15 protein-coding genes are annotated in these 17080 nt (G+C 30.4%); 11 read left to right on the top strand and 4 right to left on the bottom strand.

Annotation, left to right across the window (positions count from 1 at the left end; all coding sequences use genetic code 11):
* Positions 1-53: 53 nt before the first annotated feature.
* From murI to recJ, 4 genes are all read right to left on the bottom strand, one after another.
* Entirely contained in the window at positions 54-905 is an 852-nt protein-coding gene (gene murI, locus IM45_RS00845; RefSeq protein ID WP_038498065.1) for a glutamate racemase, read from the bottom strand.
* 60 nt (positions 906-965) lie between these two features.
* Positions 966-2495 carry a lysine--tRNA ligase gene (lysS, locus tag IM45_RS00840; RefSeq protein ID WP_038498062.1) on the bottom strand — a complete coding sequence of 510 codons (1530 nt, stop codon included), beginning with the start codon at positions 2493-2495 and terminating at the stop codon, positions 966-968.
* Positions 2496-2516: 21 nt separating this feature from the next.
* Positions 2517-3615 (bottom strand): peptide chain release factor 2 gene (prfB, locus tag IM45_RS00835; protein WP_144241937.1). Its coding sequence is split into 2 segments (ribosomal slippage): positions 2517-3539 and positions 3541-3615, totalling 1098 coding nucleotides; the frame shifts between segments, so codons are not numbered across the junction.
* Positions 3616-3689: 74 nt separating this feature from the next.
* Positions 3690-5426, bottom strand: a complete 1737-nt coding sequence (gene recJ / locus IM45_RS00830) for a single-stranded-DNA-specific exonuclease RecJ (RefSeq protein ID WP_144241936.1) — start codon at positions 5424-5426, stop codon at positions 3690-3692.
* Between the two features lie 376 nt (positions 5427-5802).
* Between recJ and ygfZ the strand changes: the two genes are divergently transcribed.
* From ygfZ to glmU, 11 genes are all read left to right on the top strand, one after another.
* Positions 5803-6777 (top strand): tRNA-modifying protein YgfZ, encoded by a 975-nt coding sequence (gene ygfZ / locus IM45_RS00825; RefSeq protein WP_038499484.1) that lies wholly within the window; start codon positions 5803-5805, stop codon positions 6775-6777.
* Between the two features lie 82 nt (positions 6778-6859).
* A complete protein-coding gene (gene mnmG / locus IM45_RS00820) occupies positions 6860-8752 on the top strand; it encodes a tRNA uridine-5-carboxymethylaminomethyl(34) synthesis enzyme MnmG (RefSeq protein WP_038498053.1) in 1893 nt (630 codons plus the stop codon).
* 254 nt (positions 8753-9006) lie between these two features.
* On the top strand, positions 9007-9837 hold the full coding sequence (gene atpB, locus IM45_RS00815; RefSeq protein ID WP_038498050.1) for a F0F1 ATP synthase subunit A: 831 nt from the start codon (positions 9007-9009) through the stop codon (positions 9835-9837).
* A gap of 74 nt (positions 9838-9911) precedes the next feature.
* Positions 9912-10154: a F0F1 ATP synthase subunit C gene (gene atpE, locus IM45_RS00810; protein WP_038498047.1), complete on the top strand. Its 243-nt coding sequence runs from the start codon at positions 9912-9914 to the stop codon at positions 10152-10154.
* 43 nt (positions 10155-10197) lie between these two features.
* Positions 10198-10677: a F0F1 ATP synthase subunit B gene (atpF, locus tag IM45_RS00805; protein WP_038498044.1), complete on the top strand. Its 480-nt coding sequence runs from the start codon at positions 10198-10200 to the stop codon at positions 10675-10677.
* Positions 10678-10682: 5 nt separating this feature from the next.
* Positions 10683-11219: a F0F1 ATP synthase subunit delta gene (atpH, locus tag IM45_RS00800; RefSeq protein ID WP_038498042.1), complete on the top strand. Its 537-nt coding sequence runs from the start codon at positions 10683-10685 to the stop codon at positions 11217-11219.
* 21 nt (positions 11220-11240) lie between these two features.
* Entirely contained in the window at positions 11241-12773 is a 1533-nt protein-coding gene (gene atpA, locus IM45_RS00795; RefSeq protein WP_038498039.1) for a F0F1 ATP synthase subunit alpha, read from the top strand.
* A gap of 61 nt (positions 12774-12834) precedes the next feature.
* Positions 12835-13698, top strand: coding sequence for a F0F1 ATP synthase subunit gamma (gene atpG / locus IM45_RS00790; RefSeq protein ID WP_038498036.1), 864 nt, complete (start codon positions 12835-12837; stop codon positions 13696-13698).
* 39 nt (positions 13699-13737) lie between these two features.
* Positions 13738-15120 carry a F0F1 ATP synthase subunit beta gene (atpD, locus tag IM45_RS00785; protein WP_038498033.1) on the top strand — a complete coding sequence of 461 codons (1383 nt, stop codon included), beginning with the start codon at positions 13738-13740 and terminating at the stop codon, positions 15118-15120.
* A gap of 25 nt (positions 15121-15145) precedes the next feature.
* On the top strand, positions 15146-15568 hold the full coding sequence (locus IM45_RS00780) for a F0F1 ATP synthase subunit epsilon (RefSeq protein ID WP_038499481.1): 423 nt from the start codon (positions 15146-15148) through the stop codon (positions 15566-15568).
* Positions 15569-15701: 133 nt separating this feature from the next.
* Positions 15702-17078: a bifunctional UDP-N-acetylglucosamine diphosphorylase/glucosamine-1-phosphate N-acetyltransferase GlmU gene (gene glmU, locus IM45_RS00775; protein ID WP_038498030.1), complete on the top strand. Its 1377-nt coding sequence runs from the start codon at positions 15702-15704 to the stop codon at positions 17076-17078.
* Positions 17079-17080: the final 2 nt, after the last annotated feature.

Genomic DNA, 17080 nt, shown 5'->3' with positions numbered 1-17080 from the left:
TTTATTTATAATATAAATATAATTATTTAATTTTAGTTAAGTTAAGTAATGTATTATAATAATAAATGTTGAATATGATAAAAACCGCATTTATTTAAATGCGGTATTAATGAAGATATTTTATCGTTTTTTGCTAAATAATATGTTTTATTTGGTATTGGTATGATAGAGTAATTACTATAATTTATAGATTGTTTAACTAAGTATAATACTTGTTGAGCAATGGCTTTATGAGAATCTATTAGCTGAATATGATTTGGTAAAATCATCTGTAATTCTTCACGAAGTAATGGAAAGTGTGTACATCCTAAAATAATAGTATCTATATTTAGTATATTAACTGTTTTTAACCATAACAACAATATTTGTTCTATCATTAATAATGATATTTTTTCACCATGTAATTTAGCTTCAGCTAAAATTACTAATTCGGGAGCACTAATAGGTATTATATTATAGCAAGTTGCAAATTTACAGATTAAATTTTGGATATAATTACTTTGTAATGTAACTGTGGTAGCTAACAAACCAATCATACCACTACGTGTTAATTTAGTAGCTAGTTTAATAGCTGGCACAACTCCAATAATAGGGCAAAGAAAGTATCTTCGTAATATTGAAAGTGTTAAAATACTAGCAGTATTACAAGCAATAATAATAATATTTAATGTGTACATTTTATATATAGCATATACTATATTAACTACTCTATCAATAATAAAGATTCGTGATTTTTCACCGTATGGAAAAGCTTCATTATCAAATACATATATATAATTGGCGTTAGGTAATATTTTTATTACTTCAGAAAAAATTGATAAACCACCAACACCAGAGTCTAATATTAAAATATTAGGATATATTTTTTTATTTTGTTTTAGTAACATTATTTTATTAATAACCATTTATTGTATATGTAATATACACTTCTAATATAGATAAATTCAATTTTTAATAAAAATTTATTATTGTTGTGGTTGTGGACGCATAGTTGGAAACAATATTACATCACGAATAGTTTTACTATTAGTAAATAACATTATTAATCTATCAATACCAATACCTAATCCAGCAGTAGGTGGTAACCCATATTCTAGCGCTGTAATATAATCTTTATCATAAGCAGTAGTATTATTATTAGAATTTTTTCTTTGCTCTTGTTCAATAAATCTTTTTGTTTGCTCTTCTGCATCGTTTAGTTCTGAGAAACCGTTACCTATTTCAATACCTCCAATAAAAAATTCAAACCGATCTGTAAAAAATGGATTATTATCATTACGACGTGCTAATGGAGATACTTCTACTGGATAGCAAGTAATAAATGTTGGTTGAATTAAATTTTTTTCTGTGGTCTCTTCAAAAATTTCTGTTTGTAATCTACCTAAACCCCATTCTTTATCTATCTTAATACCTAAAGATTGTGCAATAATGGTAATTGTTGTAAAATTATATAAATCTGCTGGCATAATTTTTGAATTATAATAACAAATTGCTTCGATCATTGTCATTTCTATAAATTCTTTACTAAAATCTAAAGATTGGCCATTATATGTAATGGTGTTACTACCTATAATACGTGTTGTTAGAGTTAACAATAATTTTTTTATTAAAAATATTAAATCACGATAATCTGCATAAGCCATATAAAGTTCCATCATAGTAAATTCTGGGTTATGATACGCAGATAATCCTTCATTACGAAAATTATAGTTTATTTCAAAAATACGTTCTAAACCACCAACTACTAATCTTTTTAAGTATAGTTCTGGCGCAATACGAAGATACATATCTATATCAAGTGTATGATGATGTGTTATAAATGGACGTGCTGCTGCACCACCAGGAATGGTTTGCATTATTGGTGTTTCTACTTCCATAAAATTATGTGTCGTCATAAATTGACGTATTTCTGATATAATACGCGATCGTATTTTAAATATCGAACGAGATGTATCATTAGTAATTAAATCTAAATAGCGTTTACGATAACATGTTTCCTTATCGACTAAACCATGAAACTTATCAGGTAGTGGACGTAAAGATTTTGTGAGTAACCTTATTTTACTACAGTATATAGATAACTCTCCAGTACGTGTTTTAAATAAACTACCACAGATTCCTAATATATCTCCTAAATCCCATTTTTTTAAAAAAGTATTATATAATTCTTTAGGTAAATTTTTACAAGAAACATAAAGTTGTATTTTTCCACCTCCATCTTGTAAGGTAATAAATGATGCTTTACCCATAATACGACGAGTTATCATGCGACCAGCTACACTTACGTTTACTTTTAATTTTTCTAAATGTTTATGATTTTTATCACCATATTGAGCATGTAATTGATTAGAGATCATATTACGTCGGAAATCATTAGGAAAAGGATTATCTTCTTGACGTAATTCTGCTAATTTAACTTTGCGTAAATATAACTCATTATTTAAATCTAATGTGTTAGATTTATTATGTAATTGTAATAATTTTTTGTTACACATAGAATTTAATTCCTTATAAATTTATAATCCTGCTTTTAGACTAGCTTTAATAAATTTATCTAAATTACCATCTAGTACTGCCTGGATATTACGTATTTCTATACCAGTACGTAAATCTTTAATGCGTGAATCATCTAATACATAAGAACGAATTTGATTACCCCAATTAATATCTGATTTAGTATTTTCTTGTGTAATTTTTTCTATATTTTTTTTATGTAACTCAAATTCATATAATTTAGCTTTAAGTTGTTTCATTGCTTGATCTTTATTTTTATGCTGTGAACGGTCATTTTGGCATTGTGTGACGATATTAGTAGGTAAATGTGTAATACGAACTGCAGATTCAGTACGATTAACATGTTGACCACCTGCACCTGATGCACGAAAAACATCAATACGTAAATCTTTTTGATTTATATTAATATTAATATTATTATTAATTTCTGGATAAACAAATGCAGAACTAAATGAGGTATGACGTCTACCACCAGAATCAAACGGACTTTTACGTACTAAACGATGTATACCAGTTTCAGTTCGTAACCAACCATAAGCATAATGACCAATGATATTGATCGTCACTGATTTTATTCCAGCTATTTCACCTAAAGATTCTGCTATGATTACTGTTTTAAATCCATGAGATTCAGACCAACGTAGATACATACGTAATAGCATATTAGCCCAATCCTGTGCTTCAGTACCACCAGAACCAGCTTGAATATCTATATAACAATTAGCACTGTCATATTGACCTGCAAACATACGACAAAACTCTAGTTGTTCTAATTTTTTAACGATATTATCTAACTCAGACTTAGTTTCAAGAAAAGTTTGTTCATCTTTTTCTGTGAAAGCTAATTCTAGTAATAATTCTAGATCTATTGTTTCTTCAGATATATTATCAATAGTATTAGTAATTAATTTAATAGCAGATAGTTCTTGTTTTAAAATTTGTGCTTCTCTAGGTTTATTCCATGTCTCTGTAATTTCTAATTTTGCTTGTATTTCTTCGATACGTTTTTTCTTAATATCATAATTAAAGATACCCCCTAAGAACTTTTATTCTTTCTAAAATATTTCGTATTTGATTTTGAATATAATGTTTTTCCATCATATATGTGTTTTATTCCATAAAAATAATAAGTTACTGTTAATTTGTTAAAAATATAGCAATATATATTCAAATAATTAAAATTTATTACATGACCATATATGTTCAATTAATAATTCTAAACGACTAGTACCATAATATTTATTAATATTCAGCTTATAAGCTAATTGAACGATGTTTTGTTTATTATTAGGAAATATTAAAGTATTAGTATTAAACATAATTCCATCTATTATTGGTCCGTTAGAAATATGTTTTATTTTTAATTTTAAATGTTTTTTATTTAATAATCTTTGATTAATAATAGTAAACTTGCCATCAAATAATGGATATGGAAATGCTTCTCCCCATGGTCCTCCATTTTGTAAGATTTCAGCTGTAACAATAGATAACTCTTTACTTGATAATTCACCGTCTGACCAAATGATCTTATCTAGCATTGATGGTATGATAAGTTGTTGAATCAGATTATTAAAACGATAGCTAAAAGTATGGAACTGAATTTCTTTTAAAGTTAAACCAGCAGCCATAGCATGACCACCAAATGTTAAAATCATGCCAGGATATAAAGAATTTAATTTGTGTAGTACATCATATATATGTAAACCAACAATTGAACGACAAGAACCTTTTAATAAACCATTACTAGTAGGAGCAAAAATAATTACAGGTCTATGAAAATGTTCTTTAAGTTTTGAAGCTAAAATACCTATTACACCTTGATGCCATTGATGGTGATAAATAGATAAGCCTAATGGCATCTTACCTTGATTTTGTACGGTTTTCTTACATAATTCTAATGCTTGAATTTTCATTCTATATTCAATTTGACGCCTAGTTTTATTAAGAATATCTAACTTTTTGGCAAGCATACGAGCCTGTAATAAATTATTGCTAAGTAGTAAATTTACTCCTAACGACATATCCTTTAACCGTCCAGCCGCATTTAAATATGGCCCAAGATAAAAACCTAAATCACTTGCACATAAGTTAGCTAAATTAATATGAGCAATCTCAGCTAAAACACGAATACCAATACAACAGTAACCAGACCTAATTCTGCTAATTCCTTGATATACTAAAATACGATTATTAAAATCTAATGGAACCATATCAGCTATCGTTCCTAATGCAACTAAATCTAATAATTTTGCTAATTTAGGTACAGCTATTTTCTGATTACTAAACCAGCCTTTTTGATATAAGTTGGCACGTAGTGCAAGCATTAGATAAAAAGCTACTCCAACACCTGCTAAATTTTTTGATTGAAAATGACAAGATTTTAAATGAGGATTCACAATGGCTGCAGCTGGCGGTAAAATATTACTAGGTAAATGATGATCAGTAACTAATACTGGAATATTTTTAGAATAAGCTAGATTAATTCCATCATAAGCAGAAATACCATTATCAACTGTTAAAATCATTTGAGCACCAAAAGCTAAAGCTTGCTCTACGATTTTAGTAGTAAGACCATAATGTTCTTCAAAACGATTAGGTACTAAAAAACTAATATTTTTTGCGCCCATAGTTTTTAACGCAATCATAACTAAAGCAATGCTAGTAGCACCATCAGTATCAAAATCTCCTACTATAATAATTTTTAGATTAGTAAATATCGCTTTTGCTAAAAGCGTTACCGCTTTATGTACTCCAGTTAATTGAGAATAAGTAAGTAAATTAGAAGTACTTAACACTAATTCACTTGGATGTTTAATACCGCGTTGAATATATAGACGTTTTAATAATAGCGGTATGTTTGTTTTAGCTAATAATGAAAGATTTCCCAGTGTTCTACGACGTAATTGAGTCATAATTATTATTACATTGAATTTTGAATCGATTAATCATTACTTAAAATTGTATTACATTTAAGTATAATCTCATGATTTGATTACACATATTACTTTTATTGGAAATATTGACTTTAGTTGGATTATGTATAATTATTTTAGATATGATTATATATTTAATATTAAACCTTATTAAATATATTTATTATTATAACTTATTTTAGTAAGATTATTAAGCTTTTGTTGATATTAACACGATGTTATCGTATGACATTTAAATTTTAATATATATGAATATTTTCTACACAATTTTAATAAAGTATTGTTTTTATTACAAATTGTATTTGCTATGATCATTAGATCATATTCTTTAGTCAAAAACAATATTATGTATTTTATGTCTAATTCTAATATTCCCATACCATTATCATCTAATGATTTACCGTTAACAATTATCTTTCTGGAAGAATGGACGTTAATTACTATAAATGGTATAGATAGTATTAAGTACTTACAGGGACAATTAACCTGTAATATAGTATCTCTGAATTCAAATCAATATATTTTTGCTGCTCATTGCAACGCTCAAGGAAAAATGTATAGCACTATTCGTATATTTTATCATTTAGATCAATTATCGCTGATAATCCGAAGTAGTGTACGTGATCGTCAGTTAGAAATACTCAAAAAATATGCAGTGTTTTCAAAAGTAACTATTACAGCTAATGATAATGTAGTGCTACTTGGAATCGCAGGTTTTCAAGCTCAAGAAACATTAAATCAGTTTTTTGCTAGGTTACCAAATATTTTATGTCCTGTAATACATTACACTGATACTACTATCATATATTTTAGTCAGCCAAAACATCGTTTTTTACTAATTACGACACATGTGGTACGTAATTATTTACTGCATGTACTTACTGGTAAAGCACAGATAAATAATAGTAAACAGTGGTTAGCATTAGATATTGAAGCTGGTTATCCTATTATTGATGACGTTACAAGTACACGATTAATACCACAAGCAGTAAATTTAGAATTATTAGGTGGTATTGATTTTAATAAAGGATGTTACGTTGGCCAAGAAGTTATAGCGCGTACTAAATATCGTGGTATGAATAAACAAAAACTTTATTTTTTAATAGGTAATGCTAGTAATATTCCCGTAACTGGTGAATCCTTAGAAATCAAAATTGGAAACCATTGGCGTTGTACTGGTATCATTTTAGCAGCGTGTCAAATGGCCAATCAAAAAATATGGGTACAAGCAGTACTAAATAATGATTTAGAGATAGATAGTTTACTTAGAGTACGAGAAGACAATAATAGTTTACTTAATATTTATCCATTATTTTATAAAACATTATAAAAAAATATTTGCTATTATTTTAAATTTTTATTTAAATATATTATGTTAATAACATTAAGCTAATATATTCAAAGGTTTTATCATGTTAAATCGAGATAATTTTGATATTATTATTGTTGGTGGAGGCCATGCAGGTACAGAAGCAGCGGTAGCATCAGCACAAATAGGTTGTAAAACCTTACTATTAACACATAATATTAAAAAATTAGGAGAAATGTCTTGTAATCCTGCTATAGGTGGTATTGGAAAAGGACATTTAACGAAAGAAATTGATGCTATGGGTGGTATCATGGCTCAAGCTATTGACCATGCTGGTATTCAGTTTAGAAGACTCAATGCTAGTAAAGGACCAGCAGTTAGAGCAACACGAGCACAAGCAGATAGAACACTTTATCGTAAAGCAATACGTACCCTCTTAAAAAATCAGCAAAATTTAATAATAATTGAACAACCAGTAGAAAATTTAATAATTAAAAACAATCATATAATTGGTGTAATAACACAATTAGGATTAAAGTTTTATGCAAGAGCAGTAGTACTGACTGTTGGTACTTTTCTCAATGGTCAAATTCATATTGGTTTAAATTGTTATAGTGCTGGTCGTGCAGGAGATCCATCATCAATTAAACTTTCCAATAAGCTAAGAGAATTACCATTAAGAGTAAAGCGTCTCAAAACTGGAACACCACCTAGAATTAATGCATGTAGTATTAATTTTAATATATTAGCTACACAACATAGTGATCATCCTCTACCAGTATTTTCTTTTATAGGATCTATTAATCAACATCCACGTCAAGTACCTTGTTATATAACATATACTAATAATTATACACATGAAATTATTAGAAAAAACTTACACTATAGTCCAATATATACTGGACTAATAGGAAGTATAGGGCCACGTTATTGTCCTTCTATTGAAGATAAAGTAATAAATTTTTCTGATCGTAATGCACATCAAATTTTTCTTGAACCCGAAGGATTAACAAGTCAAGAAATTTATCCCAATGGTATTTCTACTAGTTTACCATTAGATATTCAAATCAAAATGATTCAATCAATCAAAGGCTTAGAAAACGCCCAAATTACGCATCCTGGTTATGCAATCGAGTATGATTTTTTTGATCCACGTGATTTGAAACTTACATTAGAAAGTAAAATTATTAATAATCTCTTTTTTGCCGGACAGATAAATGGCACAACAGGTTATGAAGAAGCGGCTGCTCAAGGTTTACTTGCTGGAATTAACGCTGCTCTACAAGCTAAAGAGCAAGAAAGTTGGTCACCATCTCGAAGCGAAGCATATCTTGGAGTATTAATTGATGATCTTTGTTTATTAGGGACTAATGAACCATATCGTATGTTTACTTCTCGTGCAGAATATCGACTTTCTTTACGTGAAGATAACGCAGATATCCGTCTTACTGAAATTGGACGTAAACTTGGTTTAGTAAATGACGTACGGTGGAAACATTTTTGTGTTAAACGAGAACAGATTGAATTAGAACGCCAAAGATTACGTAATATTTCAATATACCCTAACACAAAAGACATAGAAAAGCTCAATTTATTATTAAAAAAACCTTTAATAAATAAAATTAACGGTGAAGAATTACTTCGGCGACCAGAAATTAATTATAAGTTACTAACCAACTTACCAACTTTTGGTCCAGTATTAGATAATGACCAAGTAACAGAACAAATTGAAATACAGATTAAATATGAAGGCTATATTACTCGGCAACAAGAAGATATCTTGCGTCAGTTACGTCATGAGAAAACATTATTACCTAATAATATTGATTATAATATAATTTCTAGTTTATCTAAAGAAGTAATATGTAAATTAAATAATTATAAACCTAGTTCTATTGGGCAAGCATCACGGATTTCTGGTATTACACCAACTGCTATTTCTATTTTACTCATATGGTTAAAAAAACGGGGATTATTATTTGTTAATAATAATTAACAACTTTAATATTAAAAATAATAAATATATTAGGAATAGATCAAAATCTATATCAATGTATTTTCATAAATTAATTATTTATTATATTATATATTAATTTAGCAATTTATTAATTGTTTAAAGTATTAAATAATATTGAGCTATATTTGTTACTGATCTATTGAGATTATTGTATTTATCCGTATAATTTATATATTTTGTACTAGTTTAATTTATTGGTTTTTGTATATACTACTAATCTTAGGTAAAATACCATGTCTGTATCAAAATTAGGAGAAACAACTACTTTAAAAGCATATATTTGTCACCACTTAAATCATTTGCAACTTGATTTGCATAATTTCAAACTAGTTAAAGCTTCTACTGTAGCATCATTTTGGGTACTAAATATTGATTCCATGTTCTTTTCTTTACTATTGGGTTTAATTTTTTTAGTAAGTTTTTACTATGTTGCTAAAAGAGCTACTAGTGGTATTCCAAATAAAATACAGACTACTATTGAACTAATTATTGATTTTGTGAATAAAAATGTACGTGATATTTTTCAGATGCAAAGCAAGTTAATAGCTCCTCTGGCATTAACGATTTTTGTCTGGATATTTTTAATGAATATTATGGACTTACTATCGATTGATTTACTACCTTATCTTGCTCAGTATATATGGAATCTACCTGTACTACGAGTTGTACCTTCTGCTGATATCAACATTACATTTGCAATGGCACTGGGTGTCTTTATGCTGATTTTATATTATAGCATTATGATCAAAGGAATAAAAAGTTTTATAAAAGAACTTACTATGCAACCTTTTAACCATCCAATTTTTATTCCCATTAATTTAATTCTTGAAAGTGTTAGTTTATTATCTAAACCAATTTCTTTAGCTCTTCGTTTATTTGGTAATATGTATGCAGGTGAGTTAATTTTTATTTTAATTGCTGGTCTATTACCATGGTGGTTACAGTGGATAATAAATGTTCCTTGGGCTATTTTTCATATTATTATAGTAACACTACAAGCTTTTATTTTTATGGTTTTAACAATTGTGTATCTAGCAATGGCTACTGAAACACATAAAGTTTAGACATTATCTTCGTAATATATTTAATATTACGCAAATTATATAAAATTCCTTAAATAAGAAATAAGGTTGTTATTATGGATACTTTGAATAATACAAATATGTTATATATGGCTGCAACTATTATGATGGGTCTAGCAGCTATTGGTGCTGCGATTGGTATTGGTATATTAGGAGGTAAATTTTTAGAAGGAGCTGCACGTCAACCTGATTTAATTCCTCTTCTTCGCTCTCAGTTTTTTATTGTAATGGGTTTAGTTGATGCTATTCCGATGATTACAGTAGGTTTAGGTTTATATATAATATTTGCGATCACTTAATATTTAACTTACAATCATTAACTTGCATGAGAAACCGTTTGATATGAATTTAAATGCAACTATTTTGGGTCAGGCTATAGCTTTTACTATCTTTGTTTTATTTTGTATGAAATATGTATGGCCACCGCTTATTTCTGCAGTAGAAAAACGTCAAAATGATATTACAGAAAGTCTAATATTTGTAGAAAATGCGAAAAAAGATTTAGAGATTGCTCAAGTTCAAGCTACAGATTATTTAAGACAAGTAAAAGTTAAAGCACAAGAAATTATTGAAGAAGCAAATCAACATAAAATTGCACTCATTAGTCAAGCTAAAGTTGAAGCTGAAATTCAATGTCAAAATATACTCGAACAAACACAAATACAAATAAATACTGAAAGAAAAAAAATGTATGAAGAGCTACGTACACAAATCTGTATGTTAGCTTTAATAAGTGCAGAAAAAATAATTGAACATTCAATAGATAAGACAATACATAGCAAAATTGTTGATAAAATTATCACAGAAATTTCAATTGAGTAGAATCAATGTCTGAATTTATAACGATAGCTCATCCTTACGCAAAAGCAGCGTTTGATTTTGCTGTTGAGCATAAAAAAATAGAATCTTGGCAATCAATGTTATTATTTTCTGCTGAAGTAAGCAATAATAAAGATATAAAGAAGCTATTAGCTAATAAAGTAATTTTAGACGTACAATTAGCAAAAATTTTTATCTCTGTTTGCGGCGATCAATTGAATATTTATGGTCAAAATTTAATTAAAATAATGGCTCAGAATAAACGCCTAATAGTATTACCATATGTATTTCAAAATTTTATTAATTTGCGTACTCAATATGAATTAGCAGTAGAAGTCGAATTGATTTCTATTCATAGATTAAATCAAGCACAAATAACGAAAATCACTACAGCTCTAGAACAACGTATATCACGTAAAATTACACTGAATTGTAAAATAGATCGATCAGTAATGGCAGGAATCATAATTCGAATTAATGATATGGTTATAGATGGCAGTATACGGGGTCGTCTAGAACGCCTTACCAGATCTCTATCCATATGATAAATAGAAGTGAGACGGAACATGCAATTGCATTCCACAGAAATTAGCCAACTAATCAAACAACGTATTGCTCAGTTTAATATCGCAAGCGAAATTTATCATGAAGGTACTATTTTTTCTATTAGTGATGGTATCATTCGTATTTATGGATTATCAGAAGTAATGCAGGGCGAAATGATAGCACTACCTGATAACCGTTTTGCCATAGCTTTAAATTTAGAAAGAGATTGTGTTGGTGCTGTGGTAATGGGACCATATACAGATTTAACAGAAGGTATGAAAGTAAAATGTACCGGACGTATTTTAGAAGTGCCAGTGGGTTATGGTCTACTAGGTCGTATAATAAATGTTCTTGGTACACCTATTGATGGTAAGGGTCCATTAGAACATAGTTTTTTTGCTGCAGTTGAAGCTATTGCGCCAGGAGTTATTGAACGTCAATCAATTAATGAACCAATTCAAACTGGCTATAAATCTATCGATGCAATGATACCTATTGGACGTGGTCAGCGTGAACTAATTATCGGTGATCGTCAAACAGGTAAATCAGCATTAGCTATAGACACTATTATAAACCAGCGCTACAGCGGTATTAAATGTATTTATGTAGCTATTGGTCAAAAAGCTTCTACTATTCGTAATGTAGTACGTAAACTCGAGGAACACCATGCATTAGCTCATACTATAGTAGTAGTAGCGACTGCTTCTGACTCTGCAGCACTGCAGTATTTAGCGCCATATGCTGGTTGTACTATGGGTGAATATTTTAGAAATTGTGGGGATAGTGCACTTATTGTTTATGATGATTTATCTAAACAAGCTATAGCTTATCGTCAGATTTCCCTATTACTACGTCGACCACCAGGTCGTGAAGCATATCCTGGTGATGTGTTCTATCTACATTCTCGTCTGCTAGAACGTGCATCGCGTGTGAATGCTGATTATGTTGAAAACTATACTAAAGGTAAAGTAAAAGGCAAAACTGGTTCTTTAACTGCGTTACCAATTATTGAAACTCAAGCTGGAGACGTATCAGCTTTCGTTCCTACTAACGTAATATCTATTACTGATGGACAAATTTTTTTAGAATCAAATCTATTTAACGCAGGTTTTCGTCCCGCTGTAAATCCAGGTATTTCAGTATCTCGTGTGGGGAGCGCAGCACAAACGAAGATTATGAAAAAAGTATCTAGTGGTATTCGTACTGCATTAGCACAGTATCGTGAATTAGCGGCATTCTCTCAATTTGCTTCTGATTTAGATGAGGCTACTCGTAAACAGATAAATCATGGTAAAAAAGTAACAGAACTATTAAAACAAAAACAATATACACCCATGTCAGTTTCACAACAAGCTTTAATGCTATTTGCAGCAATAGAGGGATATTTAGAAGATATAGAGCTCACAAAAATAAGCTCTTTTGAATTTGAACTGATCTCTTATGTTAATCGTGAGGAAAGTGAATTAATGGAACAAATTAACAATAATGGTGATGACTGCGATTCAATTACAAATCAGTTTAAAATGATTCTTAATAAATTCAAAACAATCTAGTATTAGTAATGTACTTATTACTAACGTAACTCACAGTAAGCGACACTTGAGGATAAAAGAAATGAATGGCGCAAAAGAGATACGTAGTAAAATCACTAGTATTAAAAATACACAAAAAATTACTAAAGCCATGGAAATGGTTGCTGCATCAAAAATGCGTAAAACTCAAGAACGCATGAAAGCTAGTCGTCCTTATTCAGAAATAATACGTAAAGTAATTGGGCACCTTGCTTTAGGAAATTTAGAATATAAACATTTTTACTTTGATGAACGTGAAATTAAAACTATAGGTTATTTGGTCGTATCTACCGATCGTGGTCTCGCAGGTGGTCTAAACATTAACTTATTTAAAAAACTATTAACTCATATGAAACGGTCAAGTGAAAAAGGTATTCAAACAGAACTAGCACTAATCGGTTATAAGGCAGTATGTTTTTTTAATTCAATTAGTAGTAACATTGTTTCACAAATTACTAGTATGGGAGCGAATCCAATTCTTTCAGAACTAATAGGCCCGGTAAAAGTAATGCTACAAGCATATGCTGAAAATCGTATAGATAAACTATATGTTGTTAGTAATAGATTTATTAGCACACTGTCACAAATACCACAAATATTACAAATATTACCGATTCCATTTGATGATCAAATCGATTTAAAAATGAAATACTGGGATTATCTATATGAACCAGATCCTAAAATCTTATTAGATACGTTACTATCTCGTTATATAGAATCACAAATTTATCAGAGTGTTGTTGAAAATCTTGCGAGCGAACAAGCAGCACGAATGATTGCTATGAAAACGGCTACTGATAATGGGAGTAGTATTATAAAAGAACTAAAAATTATTTATAATAATGCTCGACAAAGTAGTATCACTCAAGAAATAACTGAAATAGTTGCAGGAGCAGCAGCTATTTAACTAATTCACTTCAGTATAAAGTATTTAAGAGGATTTCAGATGACTACGGGAAAAGTTATCCAAGTTATTGGTGCCGTAGTTGACGTCGAGTTTCCGCAAGATGTCGTACCAAAAGTATATAATGCACTTGAAGTCAAAAACGGTACTACAAAATTAGTACTAGAAGTAGAACAACAACTAGGTAGCGGTGTTGTACGCTGTATAGCTATGGGAATTTCTGATGGTTTACGTAGAGGTTTACAAGTTACTGACCTAGGACATCCAATTGAAGTACCTGTTGGAAAATCAACTTTAGGTCGTATGATGAATGTGCTTGGTGAACCTATTGATATGAAAGGAGATCTTAATGAAGAAGAACGATGGTCTATCCATCGACTATCTCCTAGCTATGAAGAGTTAGCTTTATCTCAAGAGATCTTAGAAACAGGCATTAAAGTTATTGATCTGATGTGTCCTTTTGTCAAAGGTGGCAAAGTTGGTCTATTCGGCGGTGCCGGAGTAGGTAAGACTGTAAATATGATGGAACTCATTCGTAATATTGCTATTGAACATGCAGGTTATTCAGTATTCACTGGAGTAGGTGAACGTACTCGTGAAGGGAATGATTTTTATCATGAAATGAGTGATTCTCACGTTATCGATAAAGTTTCGCTAGTGTATGGACAGATGAATGAACCACCTGGTAATCGTCTCCGAGTGGCACTTACAGGTTTAACGATAGCAGAAAAGTTTCGTGATGAAGGTCGTGATGTTCTATTGTTCATCGATAATATTTATCGTTATATTCTAGCTGGGGCAGAAGTATCTGCGTTACTAGGTCGTATGCCATCCGCAGTTGGCTATCAACCGACACTAGCAGAAGAAATGGGTCTTTTGCAAGAACGTATTACTTCGACTAAAACAGGTTCTATAACTTCAATACAGGCTGTTTATGTACCTGCAGATGATTTAACAGATCCTGCTCCAGCGACGACATTTGCTCATATTGATGCTACTGTAGTACTAAGCCGTGAAATAGCTTCTTTAGGCATTTATCCCGCTATCGATCCACTAGAATCTACTAGTCGTCAGTTAGATCCTCTAATAGTTGGTCAAGAGCACTACAATGTAACTTTAGGCGTACAATCTATTCTACAACGTTACCAAGAACTGAAAGATATTATTGCGATACTTGGTATCGATGAACTATCAGAAGATGATAGACTGGTTGTCTCACGTGCCCGCAAAATTCAACGTTTTCTATCACAGCCGTTTTTTGTAGCAGAAGTATTTACGGGCTTTCCTGGTAAGTATGTTTCTTTACAAGAAACAATCTGTGGTTTTAAAGATATTATGGCAGGTAAGTATGATTATCTTCCTGAACAAGCATTTTATATGGTCGGTTCGATTGAAGAAGCTATAGCTAAAAATAATCAACTATAGTACTTTGAGGATGAAAAATATTTCTATGGTAGTAAAAACTTATTATTTAGATGTGGTAAGTGCTGAACAACAAATATTTTCAGGTTTAGTTGAAAAAATTCAAGTTACTGGTAGTGAAGGTGAACTAGGTATTTTTCCTGGACATACACCTCTGTTAACTCAAATTAAACCTGGGATGATACGCATCATAAAAGAATATGGTCAAGAAGAATATATTTACCTATCAGGTGGTATACTTGAAGTTCAGTTCAATAATGTTACTGTATTAGCGGATACTGCAATTAGAGGTCAAGATCTTGATGAAGCAAAAGCAATAGAATCACAACGTAAAGCAAAAGATCACATGAAGAACTTATCTAATAATATTAATTATGCTCATGCCTCTGCCGAACTTTCTAAAGCAATTGCTAAGTTACGGGTGATTAAACTCACTAAAAAAGTAATGTAATTTATTATTATAAATGCACTTTTTTAATATTAACTATTATTAGTATTACTTAATAACATTATTTAAATATAGAAAAATAATAGTTTCCCTCCCCTAATAAACTATTTTAGTTTATCTAATAAATATAATAGTTATGTTAAATCGAAAATTAAGTGTAGTCATTCTAGCAGCCGGTAAAGGCACAAGAATGTATTCTCATCTACCAAAAGTATTACATCTTTTAGCAGGCAAACCAATCATACAGTATGTAATAGATGCTGCTATGCAATTAAATGCAACAAATATTTATTTAGTATATGGTCATAATGGTGAACTATTACAACAACAGCTTACAGAAAAGCAAAGTTCTCTTAATTGGATAAAACAGGTAGAACAATACGGTACTGGACATGCCGTCAAACAAGTAATCCCAGTTTTGCACGATGATGCAAAGGTTCTCATTCTCTATGGTGATGTTCCACTAATTTCTCCGTATACACTAGAACGTCTTTTAGCTGCCTATCCAGAGGAAGGTATAAGTTTATTAACAGCAAAGCTAGAGAATCCAGATGGATATGGACGTATTATATACGATAATGAACAAGTGACAGGTATTGTGGAACATCAAGAAGCAAATGAACAACAACAACTAATTAATGAAATTAATACTGGTATTTTAGTCACTCGTGGCAACGACTTAAAGCGTTGGATAGTTAAATTAACAAATGCTAATACTTTGAAAGAGTTTTATTTAACAGATATTATTACACTAGCTTGGAAAGAAGGACATAAAATTAACGTTGTGCATCCTGAGAGAATCAGCGAAATTAAAGGTATTAATAATTGCTTACAACTAGCTAAACTTGAACGTATTTATCAACAAGAACAAGCTGAGCGTTTATTGTTAGCAGGTGTTAGGATCGCAGATCCTAACAGATTTGAGCTACGAGGAGAACTTAAGCATGGATATGATGTATATATTGATACTAATGTGATAATACAAGGTCAAGTTACGATTGGCAATCAAGTAGTAATTAGTACTGGTTGTGTTCTTAGCAATACTGTTATTGGAAATAATGTAGTGATCAAACCTTATACTATTATCGAAGATGCATATTTAGCTGCACAAAGTACTGTTGGTCCATTCGCACATCTACGCCCTGGTAGTCAACTTCAAGAAGGTGCTTATGTTGGTAATTTTGTAGAAATTAAGAAATCAACTCTTGGTAAAGAATCTAAAGTTGCACACCTAAGCTACCTAGGTGATGCCCAAATTGGTACAAAAGTTAATATTGGAGCTGGTACTATAACTTGTAACTATGATGGTGCGAATAAACATCAGACTATCATTGAAGATAATGTATTTATTGGCTCAGATAGTCAATTAGTAGCACCTGTGACTATTGGTAATGGAGCTACTATTGGTGCTGGAACGACTGTTACACATGATGTAGCTTCTAATGAAATGATTATTAGCCGAATACGTCAGTTTCCTATTGTTAACTGGCAAAGACCAGTCAAAAAATTTTAAGA

The organism is Candidatus Palibaumannia cicadellinicola (assembly GCF_000754265.1).
Lineage (GTDB): Bacteria > Pseudomonadota > Gammaproteobacteria > Enterobacterales > Enterobacteriaceae > Baumannia > Baumannia cicadellinicola_B.
This window is presented reverse-complemented; position numbering and strand designations above follow the sequence as displayed.

Coding starts and splice junctions, on each gene's coding strand:
- atpE (WP_038498047.1), top strand. CDS start 9,912: ATGGATACTTTGAATAATACAAATATGTTATATATGGCTGCAACTATT.
- IM45_RS00780 (WP_038499481.1), top strand. CDS start 15,146: ATGGTAGTAAAAACTTATTATTTAGATGTGGTAAGTGCTGAACAACAA.
- murI (WP_038498065.1), bottom strand. CDS start 905: ATGGTTATTAATAAAATAATGTTACTAAAACAAAATAAAAAAATATAT.
- lysS (WP_038498062.1), bottom strand. CDS start 2,495: ATGTGTAACAAAAAATTATTACAATTACATAATAAATCTAACACATTA.
- atpG (WP_038498036.1), top strand. CDS start 12,835: ATGAATGGCGCAAAAGAGATACGTAGTAAAATCACTAGTATTAAAAAT.
- atpF (WP_038498044.1), top strand. CDS start 10,198: ATGAATTTAAATGCAACTATTTTGGGTCAGGCTATAGCTTTTACTATC.
- mnmG (WP_038498053.1), top strand. CDS start 6,860: ATGTTAAATCGAGATAATTTTGATATTATTATTGTTGGTGGAGGCCAT.
- recJ (WP_144241936.1), bottom strand. CDS start 5,426: ATGACTCAATTACGTCGTAGAACACTGGGAAATCTTTCATTATTAGCT.
- atpD (WP_038498033.1), top strand. CDS start 13,738: ATGACTACGGGAAAAGTTATCCAAGTTATTGGTGCCGTAGTTGACGTC.
- ygfZ (WP_038499484.1), top strand. CDS start 5,803: ATGTCTAATTCTAATATTCCCATACCATTATCATCTAATGATTTACCG.
- atpB (WP_038498050.1), top strand. CDS start 9,007: ATGTCTGTATCAAAATTAGGAGAAACAACTACTTTAAAAGCATATATT.
- glmU (WP_038498030.1), top strand. CDS start 15,702: ATGTTAAATCGAAAATTAAGTGTAGTCATTCTAGCAGCCGGTAAAGGC.
- atpH (WP_038498042.1), top strand. CDS start 10,683: ATGTCTGAATTTATAACGATAGCTCATCCTTACGCAAAAGCAGCGTTT.
- atpA (WP_038498039.1), top strand. CDS start 11,241: ATGCAATTGCATTCCACAGAAATTAGCCAACTAATCAAACAACGTATT.